This window comes from Streptomyces sp. NPDC031497 (assembly GCF_055580905.1).
This window is the reverse complement of the sequence record NZ_JBVIKO010000044.1, coordinates 1-19,091: the sequence shown is the minus strand read 5'-3', so window position 1 is coordinate 19,091 and position 19,091 is coordinate 1. Positions and strand designations below refer to the sequence as shown.

At 72.8% G+C, this 19,091-nt stretch carries 19 protein-coding genes; 7 read left to right on the top strand and 12 right to left on the bottom strand.

Going from position 1 to position 19,091, the window contains the following annotated elements; all coding sequences use genetic code 11:
- Positions 1-111 precede the first annotated feature (111 nt).
- From ACZ5K7_RS46400 to ACZ5K7_RS46390, 3 genes are read right to left on the bottom strand one after another with little or no spacing between them, the layout of a single operon-like run.
- Positions 112-2,673 carry an ABC transporter permease gene (locus ACZ5K7_RS46400; protein WP_468924324.1) on the bottom strand — a complete coding sequence of 854 codons (2,562 nt, stop codon included), beginning with the start codon at positions 2,671-2,673 and terminating at the stop codon, positions 112-114.
- Complete coding sequence (locus tag ACZ5K7_RS46395) at positions 2,670-3,419, bottom strand: ABC transporter ATP-binding protein (RefSeq protein WP_351712886.1); 750 nt, start codon at positions 3,417-3,419, stop codon at positions 2,670-2,672. Before ACZ5K7_RS46395 ends, ACZ5K7_RS46400 begins: the two co-directional genes overlap by 4 nt.
- Positions 3,416-3,706 carry an SHOCT domain-containing protein gene (locus ACZ5K7_RS46390; protein ID WP_351712888.1) on the bottom strand — a complete coding sequence of 97 codons (291 nt, stop codon included), beginning with the start codon at positions 3,704-3,706 and terminating at the stop codon, positions 3,416-3,418. The genes ACZ5K7_RS46395 and ACZ5K7_RS46390 overlap by 4 nt, the downstream gene beginning before the upstream one ends.
- Positions 3,707-3,888: 182 nt before the next feature.
- On the opposite strand from ACZ5K7_RS46390, the gene ACZ5K7_RS46385 reads away from it, so the two are divergent.
- The 3 genes from ACZ5K7_RS46385 (at position 3,889) to ACZ5K7_RS46375 (ending at position 5,998) form a co-directional block, all read left to right on the top strand.
- Positions 3,889-4,443, top strand: coding sequence for a TetR/AcrR family transcriptional regulator (locus ACZ5K7_RS46385; protein ID WP_468924320.1), 555 nt, complete (start codon positions 3,889-3,891; stop codon positions 4,441-4,443).
- A gap of 65 nt (positions 4,444-4,508) precedes the next feature.
- The gene (locus ACZ5K7_RS46380) at positions 4,509-5,093 is read left to right on the top strand and encodes a DUF4865 family protein (RefSeq protein ID WP_468924317.1); all 585 of its coding nucleotides are present in this window, start codon (positions 4,509-4,511) and stop codon (positions 5,091-5,093) included.
- Complete coding sequence (locus ACZ5K7_RS46375) at positions 5,090-5,998, top strand: phosphotriesterase family protein (RefSeq protein WP_468924314.1); 909 nt, start codon at positions 5,090-5,092, stop codon at positions 5,996-5,998. Before ACZ5K7_RS46380 ends, ACZ5K7_RS46375 begins: the two co-directional genes overlap by 4 nt.
- Positions 5,999-6,148: 150 nt before the next feature.
- On the opposite strand, the gene ACZ5K7_RS46370 is transcribed toward ACZ5K7_RS46375, so the two are convergent.
- Entirely contained in the window at positions 6,149-7,621 is a 1,473-nt protein-coding gene (locus tag ACZ5K7_RS46370; protein ID WP_468924311.1) for a ketol-acid reductoisomerase, read from the bottom strand.
- A gap of 89 nt (positions 7,622-7,710) precedes the next feature.
- Between ACZ5K7_RS46370 and ilvY the strand changes: the two genes are divergently transcribed.
- A complete protein-coding gene (gene ilvY / locus ACZ5K7_RS46365; protein WP_450973685.1) occupies positions 7,711-8,565 on the top strand; it encodes an HTH-type transcriptional activator IlvY in 855 nt (284 codons plus the stop codon).
- Positions 8,566-8,569: 4 nt separating this feature from the next.
- Here the strand turns inward: ilvY and ACZ5K7_RS46360 are convergent, their stop codons facing one another.
- Positions 8,570-9,805: an ROK family protein gene (locus tag ACZ5K7_RS46360; RefSeq protein WP_351712900.1), complete on the bottom strand. Its 1,236-nt coding sequence runs from the start codon at positions 9,803-9,805 to the stop codon at positions 8,570-8,572.
- 128 nt (positions 9,806-9,933) lie between these two features.
- Positions 9,934-10,584 carry an alpha-ketoglutarate-dependent dioxygenase AlkB family protein gene (locus ACZ5K7_RS46355; protein WP_450973686.1) on the bottom strand — a complete coding sequence of 217 codons (651 nt, stop codon included), beginning with the start codon at positions 10,582-10,584 and terminating at the stop codon, positions 9,934-9,936.
- Positions 10,585-10,652: 68 nt separating this feature from the next.
- On the opposite strand from ACZ5K7_RS46355, the gene ACZ5K7_RS46350 reads away from it, so the two are divergent.
- Positions 10,653-11,783 (top strand): methyltransferase, encoded by a 1,131-nt coding sequence (locus ACZ5K7_RS46350; RefSeq protein WP_351712904.1) that lies wholly within the window; start codon positions 10,653-10,655, stop codon positions 11,781-11,783.
- Here the strand turns inward: ACZ5K7_RS46350 and ACZ5K7_RS46345 are convergent.
- Both ACZ5K7_RS46345 and ACZ5K7_RS46340 read right to left on the bottom strand, forming a co-directional pair.
- Entirely contained in the window at positions 11,770-12,630 is an 861-nt protein-coding gene (locus ACZ5K7_RS46345) for a class II fructose-bisphosphate aldolase (protein ID WP_468924306.1), read from the bottom strand. The genes ACZ5K7_RS46350 and ACZ5K7_RS46345 overlap by 14 nt on opposite strands.
- A gap of 2 nt (positions 12,631-12,632) precedes the next feature.
- Complete coding sequence (locus tag ACZ5K7_RS46340) at positions 12,633-13,526, bottom strand: SIS domain-containing protein (protein ID WP_468924303.1); 894 nt, start codon at positions 13,524-13,526, stop codon at positions 12,633-12,635.
- Positions 13,527-13,649: 123 nt separating this feature from the next.
- On the opposite strand from ACZ5K7_RS46340, the gene ACZ5K7_RS46335 reads away from it, so the two are divergent.
- A complete protein-coding gene (locus ACZ5K7_RS46335) occupies positions 13,650-14,429 on the top strand; it encodes a DeoR/GlpR family DNA-binding transcription regulator (protein ID WP_351712910.1) in 780 nt (259 codons plus the stop codon).
- Between the two features lie 70 nt (positions 14,430-14,499).
- On the opposite strand, the gene ACZ5K7_RS46330 is transcribed toward ACZ5K7_RS46335, so the two are convergent.
- From ACZ5K7_RS46330 to ACZ5K7_RS46320, 3 genes are all read right to left on the bottom strand, one after another.
- Positions 14,500-14,895: a luciferase domain-containing protein gene (locus ACZ5K7_RS46330; RefSeq protein WP_351712912.1), complete on the bottom strand. Its 396-nt coding sequence runs from the start codon at positions 14,893-14,895 to the stop codon at positions 14,500-14,502.
- A gap of 182 nt (positions 14,896-15,077) precedes the next feature.
- Entirely contained in the window at positions 15,078-16,007 is a 930-nt protein-coding gene (locus ACZ5K7_RS46325) for a carbohydrate kinase family protein (RefSeq protein WP_351712914.1), read from the bottom strand.
- Positions 16,004-16,681, bottom strand: a complete 678-nt coding sequence (locus tag ACZ5K7_RS46320; protein ID WP_468924298.1) for a class II aldolase/adducin family protein — start codon at positions 16,679-16,681, stop codon at positions 16,004-16,006. The genes ACZ5K7_RS46325 and ACZ5K7_RS46320 overlap by 4 nt, the downstream gene beginning before the upstream one ends.
- A 57-nt stretch (positions 16,682-16,738) precedes the next feature.
- Here ACZ5K7_RS46320 and ACZ5K7_RS46315 point away from each other — a divergent pair, with 57 nt between their 5' ends.
- The gene (locus ACZ5K7_RS46315; RefSeq protein ID WP_351712918.1) at positions 16,739-17,386 is read left to right on the top strand and encodes a TetR/AcrR family transcriptional regulator; all 648 of its coding nucleotides are present in this window, start codon (positions 16,739-16,741) and stop codon (positions 17,384-17,386) included.
- Between the two features lie 96 nt (positions 17,387-17,482).
- Here the strand turns inward: ACZ5K7_RS46315 and ACZ5K7_RS46310 are convergent, their stop codons facing one another.
- On the bottom strand, positions 17,483-18,727 hold the full coding sequence (locus tag ACZ5K7_RS46310) for a serine hydrolase domain-containing protein (RefSeq protein ID WP_468924295.1): 1,245 nt from the start codon (positions 18,725-18,727) through the stop codon (positions 17,483-17,485).
- Positions 18,728-19,091 lie beyond the last annotated feature (364 nt).

The following is a 19,091-nucleotide window of genomic DNA, read 5'->3' as shown; positions in this document are numbered from 1 at the left end:
GCCAGTCACCCCGCTGCCGTACCCGCGACCGCCGGTGCCCCTGACACCCCACGTGCTCCCGCCCGCTCGGCTGTCGCCAGTTGAGCGGGCGGTGAGTTTCCTTCCCGGGCGCTACTCCACGGCGATGGCCCGCAGCACGTCCAGGCGGGCCGCCCGCCGGGCCGGGCGCAGGCCCGCCAGGGCGCCCGCCGCCACGCCCACCAGCGCCACGACGACCAGTCGGGCGGGCGGGACGGCGAAGGCGAACGCCGTGTCGCTCGTGCCGTCCGAGGCCCTCACCAGGACCCAGCCGAGGAAGGCGCCGAGGCCGAGGCCGCCGGCCGTGCCGAAGGCGGCGACCAGGACCGACTCCCAGCGGACCATGGCCCGCAGTTGGCGGCGGGTCTGGCCGACGGCCCGCAACAGGCCAAGTTCCCGGGTGCGTTCGTGGATCGCGAGGGTCAGCGTGTTGGCGATGCCGAGCAGGGCGATGAGGACGGCGAGTGCGAGCAGCGCGTAGACCAGGGTGAGCATCATGTCGATCCCACCGGCCGAGGACCGCGCGTACTCGTCCCGGGTCTGCACCTGCGGGTTGCCGTACCGTGCGGCCGCCTTCGTCACCGCCGCCCTGCCCGTGGCCGCGCTCACCCCGGGCCTGAGGGTGACGGCCACCAGGGTGTCGGAGTCCTGGATGCGGTGCGGGGCCCAGGCGGCACGGGTGATGACGTAGTCACCGGCGAGTTCGGACTGCCCGTAGACCGCGCGGACGGTGAAGTCCTGCTCCTTGCCGTCGGTGAAGGTGAGCCGGGCGGTGTCACCGGTGTGCAGGTGCTGCCGGTCGGCCTCCGTCCGGGTGACGGCGATGCCGTCGGCGCCGAGCCGGGTGAGTGAGCCCTGGACGGTGCCGAGGTCGAAGGTGCGGGCGAGGGCGGCGGGGTCGGTGACCGTCAGTGCCCGTCCCCTGCCGTCCACTTCGGCGACCCCGCGGCCGAGTCCGACGGCGGTGTCCACCTCCGGGAGCCGCTGGAGCACCGGGGCCAGGCGGGGGCTGAGTCCGCTGCCGCCCGCGCCGAAGGACGGGTTGCTGACGGCGAGGTCGCCGGCGAAGGACCGGGAGACGGTCTGGTCCATGGTCGCCTTCAGGGACGCGCCGAACACGGTGAACAGCGAGACGACGGCCACACCGATCATCAGCGCGCTCGCGGTGGCGGCGGTCCGCTTGGGACTGCGCAGCGCGTTGCGGCGGGCCAGGGCGCCGGTCACTCCGCGCAGCCGGCCGAGAGGGCCGCCGAGCAGCCGTACGGCCGTGGTGGCGGCGACCGGGCCCAGGATGACGAAGGAGACCAGGGCCAGCAGCGCGCCGAGCCCCGCGAGCCAGACGGACGGGGAGACCAGGACGCCGGTGAGGGCGAGGGCGACGGCCAGGGCGCCGAGGCCGGCTCCGACGGCCGCACGGAGGCCGGACGTGCCCGAGGCGTCGACGGCGGTCTCGCGCAGGGCGGCCAGCGGGGCGGTGCGGCCGGCGCGTACGGCGGGCAGCAGCGCGGAGCCGAGGCAGACGACGACGCCGACCGCGAGCGGGAGGGCCATCGAGAGCGCCTTGACCACCAGGTCGCCGTCGGGGAAGGGGAATCCGATCGCCGGGAAGAGCGCCTGCAGCCCGGCGGCGATCCCGATGCCGCCCGCGAGCCCGGCGGCCGACGCCATGACGGCCACGGCGCTCGCCTCTGTCAGGGTCGCCGCGGTCACCTGGCGGCGGGAGGCACCGAGGGCACGCAACAGGGCGTTCTCCCGGGTGCGCTGGGCGACGACGATGGCGAAGGTGTTGTGGATGGAGAAGGTCGCGACCAGCAGGGCGATTCCGGAGAAGACGAGCAGGAGGGTCGTGAAGACGGTCAGGAACCGGCTGGAGATCATGTCGGTGTTCTCCTGGGCCGACTCCTGGCCGGTGATCGCCTCGACTCCCTCGGGCAGCACGGGAGTCAGCCGGTCGACCAGTTCCTGCTGTCCGACCCCGGGTCCGGCCCGTACCAGGATGCCCGCCGCCTCGCCGGGCTTGGCGGTGAGGTACTTCTCGGCGTCGGCCCGTGTCATGCCGGTGAAGGTCACCTGGGCCATGCCGTCCTCACCGCCGAAGGTCGCGAGGCCAACGACGGTCACCTCGACCGGGTCGGGGGTGCGCAGGACGGTCGTGTCGCCGATCTTCAGGTCGCCCTTCTTCGCGGCACCTCGGTTGACGACGACCTCCCCGGACCGGGCGGGGGCACGGCCCTCGGCGATCCGGTAGGAGTTGAGTCGCGGGTCGGTGATCCAGTTGCCGGCCAGGGTGGGTGGGCCCTTGCCGCCGATGGGTTCGCCGTCGGCGCCGATCAGTTGGCCGGCGCCCTGGATGTCCGGGGCGGCGGCCGCGACGCCGGGCACCTGCTCGACGGTCCGCACCAGGGAGGTGGGCACGGGCTGTCGTACGCCCTGGGCCTCGCCCGGTGTGGTGATGGCGTCGGCGCCGCGCACCACGGCGTCCGTGCCGCTGGTGGCTTCGCCGAACATCGAGTCGAAACTCGCGCGCAGGGTGTCGCCCATGACCAGGGTGCCGGCCAGGAAGGCGACGCCGAGGAAGATGGCGAGGAAGGTGCCGGCGAACCGGCGGCGGTGGGCGCGCAGCGAGGACAGACTCAGTCGTACGGACGCGTTCATGACCGCACCTCGAGGGCCTTCATCCGGTCCAGGACGGTGTCGGCGGTCGGGGACTCCATGCGGTCGACCAGGCGTCCGTCGGCGAGGAAGACGACCTCGTCGGCGTGGGCGGCGGCCACCGGGTCATGGGTGACCATGACGACCGTGCGGCCCGTCCGCCGTACCGCGTCGCCGAGCAGGCCGAGGACCTCGGCGCCGGAGCGGGAGTCGAGGTTGCCGGTGGGTTCGTCGGCGAAGACGACCTCCGGACGGCCGGCGAACGCCCTTGCCACGGCGACGCGTTGCTGCTGGCCTCCGGAGAGTTCGGAGGGGCGGTGGTGCAGCCGGTCGCGCAGCCCGACGACCTCGACGAGCGCGTCGATCCACTCCGGGTCGCCGCGCCCACCGGCCAGGTCCAGCGGCAGGGTGATGTTCTCCGCGACGGTCAGCGTCGGCACCAGGTTGAACGCCTGGAAGACGAAGCCGATCCGGTCGCGGCGCAGCAGGGTCAGCCGCCGGTCGTCGAGCGAACCCAGTTCGGTGTCGCCGATCCAGGCGGTGCCCGAGGTGAGGGTGTCGAGGCCGGCCGCGCAGTGCATCAGGGTGGACTTGCCGGAGCCCGACGGGCCCATGATGGCGGTGAAGCGTCCTGCCGGGAACGCCACGTCCACGCCGTCCAGGGCGCGTACGGCGGTGTCGCCGGTGCCGTAGGTCTTCACGGCGCCCACGACGCGGGCCGCGGCCCGCACCTCGGTGGTCGTGGTCATGCCGCGCCGCCCTTGCCGATGCGGCCGAACTGCTCCTCCAGGACGGACAGCCGCCGCCAGTACTCGTCCTCGTCGATCTCGCCGGAGGCGAAGCGCCGGCCGAGGACGGCGAGCGGCGAGTCGCCGGCCGGGCGTGCGGCGTCCATCGGGCGCCAGGGGCCGCCGCGCCCGCGCCCCGCGGTGCGGCGCAGGACGGTGACGACGCAGATCACGACGGCCGCCCAGATCAGCGGGAAGAACAGGATCCACGGGCCCGGCCCGCCGTCCCAGTTCGCCAGGGTCTCCATCTCGGGGCAACTCCCTTGCCGGAAAGTCTCGGTGTGTCGCATCGAGACTGGCTCCGGAGAGGGGTCCGGGTCGTCGTGCGGCCGGCGGCAGTCGCCGTACCTCCCGGGGAGTACGCGGTGGGGACGGGGCTGCTCCCGCCAGAAGCTGGCGTTCTGTAACTACTAGTATGTACAGTGACCGTATGAGCACGTCGGAGCGTCTGATCGAGTCCACCCGTGAGCTGCTCTGGGAGCGCGGGTACGTCGGCACGAGCCCCAAGGCCATCCTGGAGCGCGCCGGGGCCGGCCAGGGCAGCATGTACCACCACTTCAAGGGCAAGCCGGATCTGGCCCTGGCCGCGATCCGGCGGACCGCCGAGGAGTTGCTGGCCACCGCGGAGGGAGTACTCACCGGGCCGGGCACGCCGTACGAGCGGATCGAGGCGTATCTGCGGCGCGAGCGCGATGTGCTGCGCGGCTGCCCGGTCGGGCGGCTGACCATGGACCCGGACATCGTCGCGAGCGACGAACTGCGGGCACCCGTCGACGAGACCCTCGACCGGATCCGGGAGTTGATCGCCGGGATCGTCGAAGAGGGCAAGGAGCAGGGGCAGTTCGCACCGTGGGTGGACGGCGAGGAGATCGCGGCGACGGTCCTCGCGACCGTGCAGGGCGGGTACGTCCTCGCCCGTGCCTCCGGCTCACCCGCCGCGTTCGACGCCGGCGTGCGCGGACTGCTGTCGCTGCTGAGGAGCTGACGTACCCGCGGACGTGTCCGCCGCCGACCACCCCACGGCCCGAGCGCTGAAGAGAGGCTTCCGCCATGCACGCCCTGCAGTACGAACTGACCCTGCCCGCCGACTACGACATGGGCATCGTCCTTGACCGGGTGGCCCGCGTCGGGCATCTGCTCGACGACTGGGACGGCCTCGGCTTCAAGACGTACCTGGTGCGCGAGCGCGGTGTGCACGGCTCGCCGGTCAACCAGTACGCGCCCTTCTACCTCTGGAACACCGTGGAGGGCATGAACCGCTTCCTGTGGGGAGGCGCCTTCCAGGGGCTCGTGAACGACTTCGGGCGGCCCGAGGCACGGCAGTGGTCGGGTCTTGCGTACGAGGAGGGCGGCGCGGCCGGTGCGCGTGCGGCCTTCGCGGTCCGGCGGCGGGAGCCGGTGCCGACCGGGGCCGAGCTGTCCGGGCTGATGGCGGACGCGGTGCGGGAGACCCGGCGGGTCGCGGGCGAGGACGGCGCCGTGCTGGCGGTGGCGGCCGTGGACACGGCCCGCTGGGAGCTGGTCCACTTCTCGCTCTGGGCACATGACGCCCCGAAGGCCGAGGGGGACGTCTTCCAGGTGCTGCACCTGTCGGAGCCCGGCCGGGACCGGCTGCCGCGGGGGCGGCAGTGGTGAGCACCGTCCGTACGGTCCTCGGCGACGTGCGGCCCGAGGACCTGGGCGTGTGCGACGCCCACGACCACCTCTTCCTCCGCAGTCCGAGGCTCCCGGGCCAGGAGCTGGACGACGCGACCGCCGCGCGGGCGGAGCTGTCGGCGTTCCGCGCGGCGGGCGGGGCGAGCGTCGTGCAGTGGACGCCGTACGGGATGGGCCGGCGGGCCGCCGACCTGCCCCTGCTGTCCCGTACCACCGGGGTGCGTCTGGTCTGCGCGACGGGACTGCACCAAGCGGCCCATTACCCGCCGGAGTTGCTCGACGAGCTGGACGGACGGCTCGCCGACGTCTTCGTCGCCGAGCTGACCGAGGGCATCGGTTCATCCGGGGTGCGCGCCGGTCTGATCAAGGTGGCGGCCGGTTTCCACGCCCTCGACGCACACGCCCGCCGGACGATGACGGCGGCGGCCGAGGCCCACCACGCGACGGGCGCGCCGATCGCCGTGCACCTGGAGCTGGGCACCGGCGCGCTCGACGTACTGGACCTGCTGTGCGGGGAGTTGGACGTGCCCGGCGACCGGGTGATCCTCGGCCACCTCAACCGCTCCCCCGACCTCCTCGTCCAGCTGCAGGCCGCCGCCTCCGGCTGCTGGCTCGCCTTCGACGGGCCGTCCCGCGCCAACCACGCCACCGACTGGCGGATGCCGGAGGCCGTCCGGGCCCTGGCCGAGGCCGGCTTCGGAGACCGGCTGCTGCTCGGCGGGGACACCGTGGTGGCGGGGGCGCGGTCGGTGGACGGCGGGCCCGGGATGCCGTACCTGCTGCGGCGGACACGGCCGCGGCTGGAGGAGGAGCTGGGTGCGGAGCAGGTACGCCGGATCCTCGTCGACAACCCGGCCCGGGCCTTCGCCGTCGACTGGCGCTGAGCGCTCCGCCGGAAGCGCCGCGCTCGGCCGCCACCCGACCGCGGCACCGTCGTAGCCGGTCGCGCGGTCCCTCCCCCAGCCTTCGGCCGGGGGCACCCCCAGCGCCCCTTCGCGGCACGGCCGAACCGCAGCGGACCTCACCAGCCCTGCTCAGCCCACCGAGATGTCGACCGACGGCCGGAGTTTCGCGGCGGCGGACAGGGCCTCGTGAGCCGGATGGGTGTCGAACGTGGTCAACAAATTCTGGTCGGCGGAGAGTTCGGCGTTCGGGTAGGCGATCTGCTCGAAGGACGCCTGGAAGCGGGGGCCCCAGCGGCGGGTGCCGAGGCGAGCCGTGCGGGAGCAGTTGTCGACCATGTACGCCACGTCCCGGGCGTGCATGTAGGGCAGCAGCGAGTCGACCGCCTCGATGACGGACTCGTTGACGATCTCGGACCAGGGGTGACCGCGCTCGGCGAACTCGTCGATCTGCGCCATCATCGTGGCGACGAACACACCGGCGGTGAACGGCTCGACGGACAGCTCCCGTTCGCCCCGCCGGGCGCGGACCCGCTCCCCCGCCGCCCACATCGGCGAACCGCCGATCCGGCTCATCTCCCGCTTCCCGAGCCGCCGTTCGGCCAGGATGACGCTGCGCAGCTCGGTGCCGTCGGCCACCTCGTCGTAGATCTCGGCGACGAGTTCACGGGCCGGCCCGTAGGTCGCCGTGTACGCGCGGTCGAAGACCTCGCGCCCGGCGGCGTCGAGGTCCTCACGGACGGCCCGGAGCCCGGCCCGGGAGATCGTCCGGGCGATCGGCCCGGTCACGTTCTCGCAGGACCGCTCGTAGGCCGTCACCTCGTCGTCCCCGGCCAGCCGGTAGTGGCTGTACAGGCTCTCCACGATGCCGTGCACGGCACCGAGCAGGATGGCGCGTTCGCCGACGATGTCGGAGCGGTACTCGCTGGCCAGCGTGGTGCGGAAGGTGTACGGCGCTCCGAGCGCGACCGACCAGCCGAGGGCGAGGTCGGTGGCCCGGCCGTCCGGGTCGGCGTGTACGGCGAAACTGCTGTTGATCCCGGCCCCGTTGATCTCGGCGCCCTGTTCGTAGAGGCGGCGCACGGAGTCGCCCATACCCTTCGGACAGACGGCGATCACGCCGTGCCCGTCGGGGAAGTCGCCGCCGGTCTCGCGCAGATGGCCGAGCAGGAAGCCGTGCGAGAGCCCGATCACCGCGCCGGGCTTGAGCACGGCGAAGATCTCCTCGTGGTGGGCGGCGAGTGCCGCGTCGGCGATCAGCAGCAGGAGCAGGTCGCTGTCGGCGGCGACGGCGAGCCAGTCGCCGAGGGTGCCGTTCTCCTCGGTGAAACCGTGCGCGCGGGCGTCGGCGGCCGAAGCGGAGCCGGGGCGCAGCCCCACCGCGACCGTGATGTCCGTCCCGGCGAGGGAGTCACGCAGATTGCGCGCCTGGGCACGGCCCTGGGGGCCCCAGCCGAGTACGCCGATCCTGCCGACCCCGGCGAACGCCTGGGGAAGCAAGGGGAAGAGGTGCCGGCCGCCGCGCAGGATGGTCTCCGTGCCGCCGGGCACGTCCATGGTTTCGAGTGCGAAGACACGGGAGGTGTAGGTGTTCGTCAGGGTCATGGTCGAGTTGTAGGGTCCCGGCGAGCATTGCGGCAAGCGCAAGTTTCGCAGCGTACCGTTGCGGATCATGAAAGGACCTGGTCACAGGCGTGCGGGACGATCACCGTGAGCTGCGGCTCTTCCTCCATCTGACGCACTCGCTGAACTTCGGGCGGACCAGCCTGGACTGCCATGTCAGCCCGGCGACACTCACCAGGACCGTGCAGCGGCTGGAGGCCGATCTGGGCCACCGGCTGTTCGAACGGGGCCCGCGCGGGGTGTCGCTGACCGCGGAGGGCCACCGTTTCCGTGAATACGCCGCACGGGCGCTGGAGTTGTGGCAGGCCTACCGCGACGAGCACCCCGACCCGGCCGAACTCATCGGCAGGCTCACGGTGTTCGCCACCGTAACCGCCTGCCAGGCCCTGCTGCCCGATCTGTTGGCGCCGTTCCGGACCGCACATCCCCAGGTGCGGCTCGATCTGCGCACCGGGGACGCGGCGGCCGCGCTGGCCCGGCTCGACGAGGGCGAGGCCGACGTGGCCGTCGCCGGGATCCCGGCGCGGCTGCCGGAACCGCTGGTCAGCCGCACGGTCACGGTCACCGACCTGGTTCTGGTCACCGCACGCGACCGCCCGGATCCGGGCCTCGACGGCCCGTTCGTCCTGCCGCACCGCGGCCTGGTGCGCGAGGCGGCCGACCGCTGGTTCCGCGCGCGGGGCGGCCCCGCGCACATCGCCTCCGAACCGGAGGGTCACGAAGCCCTGTTGGCGCTGGTCGCCCTGGGCTGCGGCACGGGTGTGGTGCCGCGGCTGGTGCTGGACCACAGCGCGGTGCGGGACCGGCTGGCGGTGGTCCCGGCCGCTCCGGCGCCGGAGCGGTTCCCGATCGGGTTGTGCGTGCGGCGGTCCGATCTGCGGCAGCCCCTGGTGGCGGCGCTGTGGAGCCTCACGGCTCAGTGGTAGGCCGTCACTGCAACGCCCCCAGCGGATCGTCCAGCACCGGCTGCCACGCCAACTCGGCGGCCCCCACCAGGCTGTTGTGGCTCAGCGTGCACGGCAGGATCGGTACGCCACCGCTCTGGCCCCACAGGCTGCGGTCGGCGACGACGGCACGCAGCCGCTCGGGGTCGGCGTCCAGCAGGGTGCGGTGCAGACCGCCGAGGATGATGCGGTCGGGGTTCAGAATGTTGACCAGGCCGGCCAGGCCCTGGCCGAGGCGGTCGATCAGGGCTTCGGCGGCCCTGCGCACGGTCGGATCGGTGTAGTGGTCGCGGACCAGGTCCTCGGCCTGCCGGAGCAGCGACACCTCGGGGCCGGGGGCGCGGCCCGCCTCGATGAGCAGCGCCAGCGGATCCGCCTCGACGTCCAGGCAGCCCCGGCTGCCGCAGTGGCAGGGGCGGCCCTCGGGGTTGACCGTGAGGTGGCCGACCTCCAGGGCCAGTCCCGAACTCCCCGTGTGCAGACGGCCGTCGAGGACCAGCGCGCCGCCGACGCCCCGGTGCCCGGTGGCCACGCACAGCAGATCGCGGGCGCCCCGGCCCGCGCCGTGCCGGTGCTCGGCGAGCGCGGCGAGGTTCACGTCGTTGCCCGCGAAGGCCGGGCCGGTGATCCCGGCCGCGCGCACGCACTCCGCGAAGATCCGGCGCACCGGCGCGCCCACCGGCCAGGCCAGGTGGAGGGGGTTGAGGGCGAGGCCCTCCGGTTCGGCGACGGCGGACGGTACGGCGAGACCGGCGCCGACACAGCGCAGGCCGGTGGTGTGGAGCAGGTCGGCGCCCGCTTCCACGACCGAGCCGAGCACCTTCGCCGGGTCGGCGTCGACGGCCTCGCAGCCGGGGGCGGTAGCCACGATCCGGCCGCCCAGGCCGACCAGCGCGGCACGGAAGCCGTCGGCGTGGACCTGTGCGGCGAGGGCGACGGGACCGTGCTCGGCGACCTCGAGGCGGTGCGAGGGGCGGCCCTGCGAACCGGCCGCGGCGCCCGGGTGCGCGTCGACCCTGATCAGGCCGAGCGCCTCCAGCTCGGCGGCGACGGCGCCGGCCGTGGCCCGGGTGACGCCGAGTTCCGCGGTGAGGACGGCGCGGGTGGGGGCGCGGCCGGTGTGCACGAGTTCCAGTGCGGGGCCGAGTGCGCCGCGTCCTCGGTCCAACCGGGGTTTCGAGGTTCCGTTCCCCGTCGAACCGGGGGCCGCCTTGCCGCTCATGAGAGGGAGTCTGCCATGATCCGTTGTCTTGAACGGTGCCGGTGCGTGGTGGCTGATCGCGCCCACGCGGCGGAGTCGCATGCCGACACAGCCCCGCGCCCCTTCGGGGGCGCTTCAGCTGGGGTACGTCACAGTCCACTGACCCTCAGCGTGACGTTCAGGCGGCCGGTCAGGCCCAGCTCCGTCGGTCCCGTGCCCGGGTACACCCTCGGCACTCCGTGATAGGCGAGCCGCGACTCACCCCCGAACACGAACAGGTCGCCCGAGCGGAGTTCGACGTCCGTGTACGGCTTCGTCCTGGTCTCGGTGTTCCCGAAGCGGAACACGCAGGTGTCCCCCAGGCTCAGCGACACCACCGGCGCGTCCGACCTCTCGTCGGCGTCCCGGTGCATGCCCATCCTCGCGTCGGCGTCGTAGAAATTGATCAGTGCGACGTCGTACGACAATCCGCCCACCGCCGGTGGGCCCAGCGCGTCGGTCACCGCGCGCCCGGCCAGTTCGTCGAGCCAGGCCGGGAAGGGCTTGACGGGGCCGCGGTCGCCGTCGACGACGGTGCGGGCGTAGGCGTACGGGTACCAGTGCCAGCCCAGGCAGACCTGGCGGGCGGACATGGTGCCGCCCTGCGGAGTGCGGACCGTGCGCAGTCCGGCGGGCGGCCGGGCCCACTCCCGGCAGGCGTCCAGCAGCTCACGCTGCTGCCCCGCGCTCAGCCAGTCGGGGACGTGCACGGCGCCCGGCGCGACCTGGGCGCACGCCCTCGGGAACAACTCGTCCTCCATGCCCCCCATCCTGCCCGACCGGGTCTGAGCTGCGGCTCCGCTAGCCTGGACGCACGATGAGCGACCGTATGACGACTGCGTGGGGCGAGTACGAGCTGTCCCGCTTCCCCGAGGATCCGAGCGACCGGCTGCGTGCCTGGGACGCCTCCGACGCGTATCTGCTGAGGCATCTGGCCGAGGAACGGACCGGGCTGTCCGGCACGGTCGTGGTCCTCGGCGACCGCTGGGGCGCGCTGGCCACCGCGCTGGCGGAACACCGGCCGACGCAGATCACCGACTCGTACCTGAGCCAGGAGGCGACCCGGGCGAACCTGGCGCGCGCGGGTGTCGAGACGGGTGCGGTGCGGCTGCTCACCACCCAGGACCCGCCGCCGGAGCGGGTGGACGTGCTGCTGGTGCGGGTGCCGAAGAGCCTGGCGCTGCTGGAGGACCAGCTGCTCAGGCTGGCGCCCGCCGTGCACGCGGACACGGTCGTGATCGGCACCGGCATGGTGAAGGAGATCCATACGTCGACGCTGCGGCTGTTCGAGCGGATCCTCGGCCCGACCCGCACCTCGCTGGCCGAGCAGAAGGCGCGGCTGATCCACTGCGTCCCGGACCCGTCGCTTCGGCGGCCGGTGAATCCGTGGCCGTACAGCTACGAGCTCCCGGACGGGATCGGCACGGTCTCCGGGCGTACGGTCGTCAATCACGCGGGGGTCTTCTGCGCCGACCGGCTCGACATCGGTACCCGGTTCTTCCTCAGCCATCTGCCCAGGGGCGGGCGCCGGATCGTGGACCTCGGGTGCGGCAACGGGGTCGTCGGAACGGCGGTGGCGCTGGCCGATCCGACGGCCGAGGTGCTGTTCGTCGACGAGTCGTTCCAGGCGGTGGCCTCGGCGGAGGCCACCTACAAGGCCAACGGGGTCCCCGGGCACGCCGAGTTCCGGGTCGGGGACGGGCTGGCCGGGGTGGCGGCCGGGAGCGTGGACGTGGTGCTGAACAACCCGCCGTTCCACTCCCACCAGGCGACCACCGACGCGACGGCGTGGCGGATGTTCACCGGGGCGAAGCAGGCGCTGCGGCCGGGCGGCGAGCTGTGGGTGGTGGGCAACCGCCACCTGGGCTATCACGTGAAGCTGCGCCGGCTGTTCGGCAACAGCCAACTGGTGGCGAGCGACCCGAAGTTCGTGGTGCTGAAGGCGGTCAAGCGGGGGTAGTGCCCAGGACGCCGATGATCCTCGTGACCTCCCGGGCCATCGCCTCCCTGCCGACGCTGAGGTACTTGCGGGAGTCGACCGCCTCGGGGTGGTCCGCGAGGAAGCGCCGGATCGCGGCGGTCATCGCCATGTTGAGCGCCGTGCCGACGTTGACCTTGGCGATGCCGCCGGCGACCGCGGCGACCAGGCCGTCGTCCGGGACTCCGGAGGAGCCGTGCAGGACGAGCGGTACGGGCACGGCGGCGGACAGGCGGGTGAGCAGGTCGTGGTCGAGGGCCGCGGTGCGGGTGGTCATGGCGTGCGCGCTGCCGATCGCCACGGCCAGCGCGTCGACCCCCGTGCCGGCGACGAAGGCCCGCGCCTCCCCGGGATCGGTGCGGGCACCGGGCGCGTGCGCGTCCACCGGCGGGCGGCCGTCCTTGCCGCCGACCTCGCCCAACTCGGCCTCGATCCACAGGCCTTGGGCGTGCGCCCAGTCGACGGCCGCCGCGGTCGCGGCGAGGTTCTCGGCGTAGGGCAGCCGGGAGGCGTCGTACATCACGGAGCTGAAGCCGGCCCCGGGCGCCTGCCGGAGCAGTTCGTCGCTCTGGACGTGGTCGAGGTGCAACGCGACGGGCACACGGGCGCGTTCGGCGGCCGCGGTGGCGGCGCGGGCGAGCGGGAGCAGCCGTCCGTAGCGGAACTTGACGGCGTTCTCGCTGACTTGGAGGACCACGGGCGATCCGGCCGCCTCGGCGCCGGTGACGACGGCCTCCACATGCTCCAGGGTGATGACGTTGAACGCGGCGACGGCGGACCGGGCGCCGGCGGCCCGGGTCAGCAGCTCGCCGGTGGCTGCGAGGGGCACGGTCACGCCTTCCCGGACGGGGCGAGGATCACCGAGCGGGTGAGGTGGCGCGGCCGGTCGGGGTCGAGGCCCCGGTCGGCGGCAACGGCGACCGCGAGGCGCTGGGCGCGGACGAGTTCGGCGAGCGGGTCGAGGGTGCCCTCGATCCACAGTCCCCCGGTGGCGCGGACCTGTTCGGCGAGTCCGGCGGGCGCCGGGCCGAGCGTCCAGGTGGCCGTGGAGCGGGTGGTGATGCTGATCGGGCCGTGCCGGTACTCCATCGCCGGGTAGGCCTCGGTCCAGGACAGCGAGGCCTCGCGCATCTTCAGTCCGGCCTCGTTGGCGAGTCCGACGGTCCAGCCGCGGCCCAGGAAGGTGAACTGCGTGCACTCGACGAGCCCTGCCGGCAAGGGAGTCGAGAGCGCGGTGCGGGCGTCGGCGACCACCGCGTCGGTGTGCAGGCCGAGGTGGGCGCGCAGGAGGGTGAGGGCGCTGGTCGCGAACCGGGTCTGGACGACGGAGCGTTCGTCCGCGAAGTCCAGGACGACGAGGTCGTCGGCTGCCCGCAGCACGGGGGTGTCGGGGTCGGCGGTGATCGCGGCGGTGCGCACGCGCCCCTTCAACTGCTCCAGCAGTTCGAGTACTTCGGTGGTGGTGCCGGACCGGGTCAGGGCGAGCACCCGGTCGTAGGAGCGTCCCTGCGGGAACTCCGAGGCGGGGAACGCGTCCGTCTCGCCCTGCCCCGCCGACTCGCGCAGTACGGCGGCCGCCTGGGCCATGAAGTACGAGGTGCCGCATCCGACGATCGCGACCCGTTCCCCCGCCGCCGGCAGCGCCCCCGCGTGCCGCCCGGCCTCCTCCGCGGCACGTGTCCAGCACTCGGGCTGGCTGTACAGCTCGTCCTCGACATGCGTCATGCCGCACCCTCCCCGGATTTGATTGTTCTTGCAAGATAGAGGGAGCTTTCGAGCACAATCAAGCATTCAGTCGAGGGCAAGGTGGGTTAGGGTCGCCGGAAGATCGAGGAACGGAGGCGGCGGATGTCGCGCGACGCCCGTTGGAAGGCGCTGCTTGAGCTGCTCGTCGAGCGCGGCCGGCTGGAGGTCGAGGAGGCGGCGGCCGAGCTGGCGGTGTCGGCGGCGACGATCCGCCGGGACCTCGACCAGCTCGCCGAGCAGCAGATGCTGGTGCGCACCCGGGGCGGGGCGGTGGTGCACGGGGTGTCGTACGAGCTGCCGTTGCGTTACAAGACCGCCCGGCGGGCCTCGGAGAAGCAGCGGATCGCCAAGGCGGTGGCGGAACTGGTCGCGCCGGGCGAGGCGGTGGGGCTGACCGGCGGGACGACCACCACGGAGGTGGCCCGCGCCCTGGCCGTGCGCGGCGATCTCGCCACCGGCACGCCGGCGCTGACGGTCGTCACGAACGCGCTCAACATCGCCAACGAGCTGGCCGTGCGCCCCCAGTTCAAGATCGTGGTGACGGGCGGGGTGGCGCGCCCGCAGTCGTACGAGCTCATCGGGCCGCTCGCGGACGGTGTGCTGGGTCAGATCACCCTCGATGTGGCGGTGCTCGGGGTGGTCGCCTTCGACGTCGTGCACGGGGCCGCGGCCCATGACGAGGCGGAGGCGGCGATCAACCGGCTGCTGTGCGAGCGCGCCACCCGCGTGATCGTCGCCGCCGACTCCAGCAAGCTGGGCGGGCGGGCGTTCGCCCGGATCTGCGCGACGGAGCTGGTGGACACGCTGGTGACGGACACGGCGGCGGCGCCGGAGACGGTACGTCCGTTCGAGGAGGCGGGGATCCGGGTCATGACCGTGTGACCGGTCGCGGAACCTGTCGGACACCGCCGGTGTCCGCGCTGAGTCACATACCGCCGGTGTCCGCGCCGAGTCACATACCGCTGGTGTCCGCGCTGACGAAGCCCGCGCCCCGCTGGTCGTTGCAGCCGAACACGGGCCGGTCGGCCGGGTCGGGCCAGCTCTGGTGGGCCTGGAGGGCGACGCTCACCAGGGTCAGCAGCAGATCGACGTCGCTCGCGGCGTCGAGTCGTATCGTCACCCACTGCGAGCCCGGGACGATGCGGATCGCCCCCGTGCTCTTGAGGTCCTTGGCGAAGTGCCGGATGGCATGGGTGGTGAGACGCAGGTCCACATCGCGCTCCGAGTGGAAGTGCGCGATCTCGCCCTGCGACGAACTCACGGCCTGCCCCAGACCACAGCTCGGTACCGCCTGGATCAGGTCGGGCCAGGTCGCCAGTTGCGCAAGAGCGCGCGAGGCCAACGTCATGGGGCCATCATGGACCGCTCACTCTCCGGTAACCAACCAGCGAGCAGTTATTAACCGAGCTGTTGCCGGACCCTGCCCGAACACAGACACCTGGAACGAGTGAATATCCGCAGGATTTCAGTGGTTCGAGGGATGGAAGGTACCTATCGGACACCAGGGGCGGGCGTGGCCAACGTCACGTTTCACGCACGCCTGACACCGGCCGCCGCGAACGCGTCGGCGGCCACGAGATCGAAGTCCCCGTGGTCGCTGCCGAGGCCCTGGGCGACCAGTGCCGCCACGGCGTTGCCGAGCACAGCGGACTCCTGCGGGCTGCGGCCCAGCCCGATGCCGTAGACGAAGCCGGCGGAGAAGGCGTCGCCGCAGCCCGTGGTGTCCACCACGTCGATCTCGAAGGCGGGGACGGCCTCGGTGCCCTCCGCGGTGACCAGCAGCGCGCCGTCAGCGCCGCGGGTGACCGCGACCAGCCCGGCCCCGGCGCCGACCAGCTTCTTCGCGCCGGACACCAGATCGTCCTCGCCGGAGAAGCCCAGCACCTGGTCGTCGTTGGGGAGGAGGTGGTCGACGTACGGCAAGGCCGCCGCGATCTGCTCGAAGCTCCCGAGGACACCGGGCGCGAGCAGGTCCACGGAGGTCGTCACACCGTGCTCCTTGGCGAAGTGCAGGATGCGCGCGGCGACCTCGACCCCGATCAACTCCGGTCCGCCGAGGTGGAGATGGCCCGCCTCGGCGAGAGCGTCCCAGGGCACGTCGTCGACGCCGTAGGTGATGTTGGCGCCGAGCAGATGGAGGGAGGGCCGGTCGCCGTTGGGGCGGATGGGCAGCACGCTCGCCGAGGTGGCGGTGTCGCTGCGGCGGACGAGGAACCCGGTGTCGATTCCGGCCTTGGCCAGCAGCTGCACGAGCATGTCGCCGGTCGCGTCGGCGCCGATGGCCCCGGCGCTCTGCACGGTGGCACCGAGCTTGGCCAGGCTGAGCGCGGTGCCACCGGCGGTCCCTGCGGCGGTCATCCTGATGTCCTCGACCAGCGTGGCGCCCTGCCCCTCGGGTATCGCGTCCACCGGCCGCACCAGCACGTCCAGCACATGCACGCCCATCGTGACGACCCTCATGACTTGCCCTCCTCCAGGGATTGGGTGGTGCCGTAGTCGCGTGCGATCGCGGCCTCGATCACCGCGAGTTGCTGCCGCTCGTCGAGGACGCGGGGCGTTCCGATCGCCGCCGCGTGCTGGTAGACACCGCAGGCCCATTCGAGCAACAGGGCGTTCTCGACGGCCTTGTCGAGGGTCGGGCCGACGGTGACCGACCCGTGGTTGGCCATGAGCGCGGCGCTGCGGCCGTCGAGCGCGGTGAGGACCGACTCGGCGAGTTCCGGGGTGCCGAAGGTGGCGTACGGCGCGACCCGCACGGTGCCGCCGAGGGCGAGCAACTGGTAGTGGATGCAGGGCAGTTCGTCGAGCACGCAGGAGAGGGCGGTGGCCATCGGGGCGTGCGTGTGGACGACTGCACCGGCGCCGTGGCGCCGGTAGACCCCCAGATGCAGGTCGAGTTCGGAGGTCGGTCGCAGGGTCCCGGCGACGGCCTTTCCGTCGAGGTCGACCACCGTCACCTGATCCGCGGTGAGTTGGGCGAGCACCGCGCCGGTCGCGGTGACCGCGACCCGGTCCCCCACCCGCACGCTGACGTTGCCCGCCGATCCGATGAGCAGGCCCGCCGCTCCCAGCCGGCGACAGGCGTCCGCAACCGCGGTCCGCTCCTGGACCAGCGCGGAGCTTGAGTCCGTCATGGCCGCGACGGTAACGTAAACCTGAACCAAAGTCACGTTCAGATTCAGGAGCCGTGGGTGACCGAGCCGACCGCCGAAGAGACCGGGGTCGTCCTGCGCCGGACACCCCGGCAGGCCCGCAGCAAGGCCCGGTTGGCACGGGTACTGAAGGCCGCGGAGCGCGTTCTGGTCGCCGAGGGCGTACAGGCGCTGACCACGACCCGGGTCGCGGCGGAGGCCAAGGTGTCGGTCGGCTCGCTGTACCAGTACCTGCCCGACCGGGACGCGATCATCGACGCGCTGGCGGCGACGTACTTCTCCCGGCTCGAAGAGGTGATGGACGGCCTGGTCCGCGCCGCGGCCGCCGAGCACTGGGACGACCCGGTGGGCGTGCTCATCGACGGCTTCGCCGCGCTCTACCGCGCCGAACACGGCTTCCGGGCCCTGTGGTTCGGCAACGGCCTGACGGACCGGACCCGCGAGGCGGACCGCGAGCACAAGCGCCGGATGGCCGACGGGGTGCGCCGGACCCTGCTCGCGCTCGGGGTCGTGGGCGATACGGAGGCGCTCGGACTGGCCTGCCAGGCCGCCGTCCTCGCCGCCGACGCCCTGGCCCAGGAGGCCTTCCGCCGTGATGCCGGGGGCGACACGGCCCTCCTCGACGAGGCGAAGCTGATGCTGCGCGGCTACCTGGCGGCGATCACGGAACGCCATGGGAACGTCTGAACGGGTACGACCGGCGGGGCACGCCGGCCGCAGCGAAGGCCTGCCGTACCCGATTGCCTGCCGTACCCGATTGCCGGCTGTACCCGAAGAGAATGCCTAGCTCGCCGGCGAACCCTTGGCGGGGCCGGCGGCGCACAGGGCGTGGTCGACGAGGGTGCCCGTGGCGCGGTTGAGGGCGGCCAGGTCCGGCGGTGCGGTCGTGGTGGTGAGGGAGACCGTCACCGCGCGCCTGCCGTCCGCGCTCACCGCGGGGCGGGTGTTGACGCCCGCCCCGTCGCCCTCGTGGGTGTAGTAGAAACCGCCGCAGGAGAGCGGGATCCTGCGCAGCCCGAGCCCGTAGGTGCCTTCGGGCAGCTCCGCCACGTCCTCCGGGTCGTCGGTCCGCTCGACGGTCTGCCGCATCTCACGCCACTGCGCGGCGGGCAGCAGCTTCCCGCTCGCCAGCGCCCGGAAGAAGGCGTTCAGGTCGGCGGTGGTGCTCACCACTCCGGAGTCCGCGGTGTGCTGGAAACTGTGCTCGGTGACGTCGAGGAGCTTGCCGTCGGCGCCGGTCAGATACGCGTTCACATGCGGGTCGGGCAGGTGCGGATCGAGCCCGGGAACGGAGGTGTCCCGCAGTCCCAGCCGGGCGATCACCCGGCGCTCGACCAGTTCGTCCCAGGGTGCGCCGCCGGCCTTCTCCGCGATCATCCCGGCCAGCAGGTAGTTGGTGTTGGAGTACGACCAGCGGGTGGCCCCGCCCGGCTGGGGGGCGAAGGCCGGCGGGTGCTTCATCGCCACCGCGACCAGGTCGGCCGCGGGCGTGGTGTCGTAGCGGTTCTCGTCGAAGTGGTTGATCAGCCGGTCCTGGATCTCCGGGTCGTCGATGTAGTCGTACAGGCCGCTGGTCTGGCGGAGCAGGTCACGGACGGTGATCCGGCCGCCGTCGTTGCCGTGGCCCGCGACGACCCCCGGCAGCCAGTGCTCGACGGTGTCGTCCAGCGACAGCCGCTTCTCCGCCGCGAGTTGCAGAACCACGGTCGCCACGAACGTCTTCGTCGTGCTCGCCACCCTGAAATGCGCGTTCCACGGGATCGGGGCCGGGGAGCCGGCGGTCCGGGTGCCGATGCGCGCCATGAGCGGTGCGCCGTGCGGTCCGTCGACCCTGGCCAGCACGTTCACGTCGCCGCCCCCGGCCTCCCGTACCGCCGCGAGGTCCCGCCGGAGCTGGTCCTCGCCGTAGGAGCGTCCCGGCGCCGGGTGCCCGGCGGTGGCGGCGGTCGCGGCCGTGGGCGCGGCCAGCACGAGCAGCGCTGCGGTCAGTACGGCGGCCCTGGTCTTCCTCGACGGCGCCATCTTCATGGTCGAATCCCCCGGTGCTGTGGGTCCTGTGCGGTGACGATCACCAGCCAACCCGATCCGCGAGCGCCTGAGGATGGGGCTGCCCTCCGAAAGAGGGGTGTACATAGCCCCCCAGAAGTGCACTCGGCACCAGCAGATGCACGCCACGGGCAGACATCCGCTCGTTCACGGTTCCTGACCGGATACGCCACGCCGCGGGACACCATCAGCCCCGAAGCCGCCTCGCCGGATTGGGTGGCGGACGGTTCGGTCTGTGTAGGCCCTATCGCCCGTACCCTTCGTAGTGTCTACGGCGTCACATAGCGGGCGCCAAACCACTGGAGGCAACACCTCGTGCTCATTGCTCAGCGTCCGTCCCTGACCG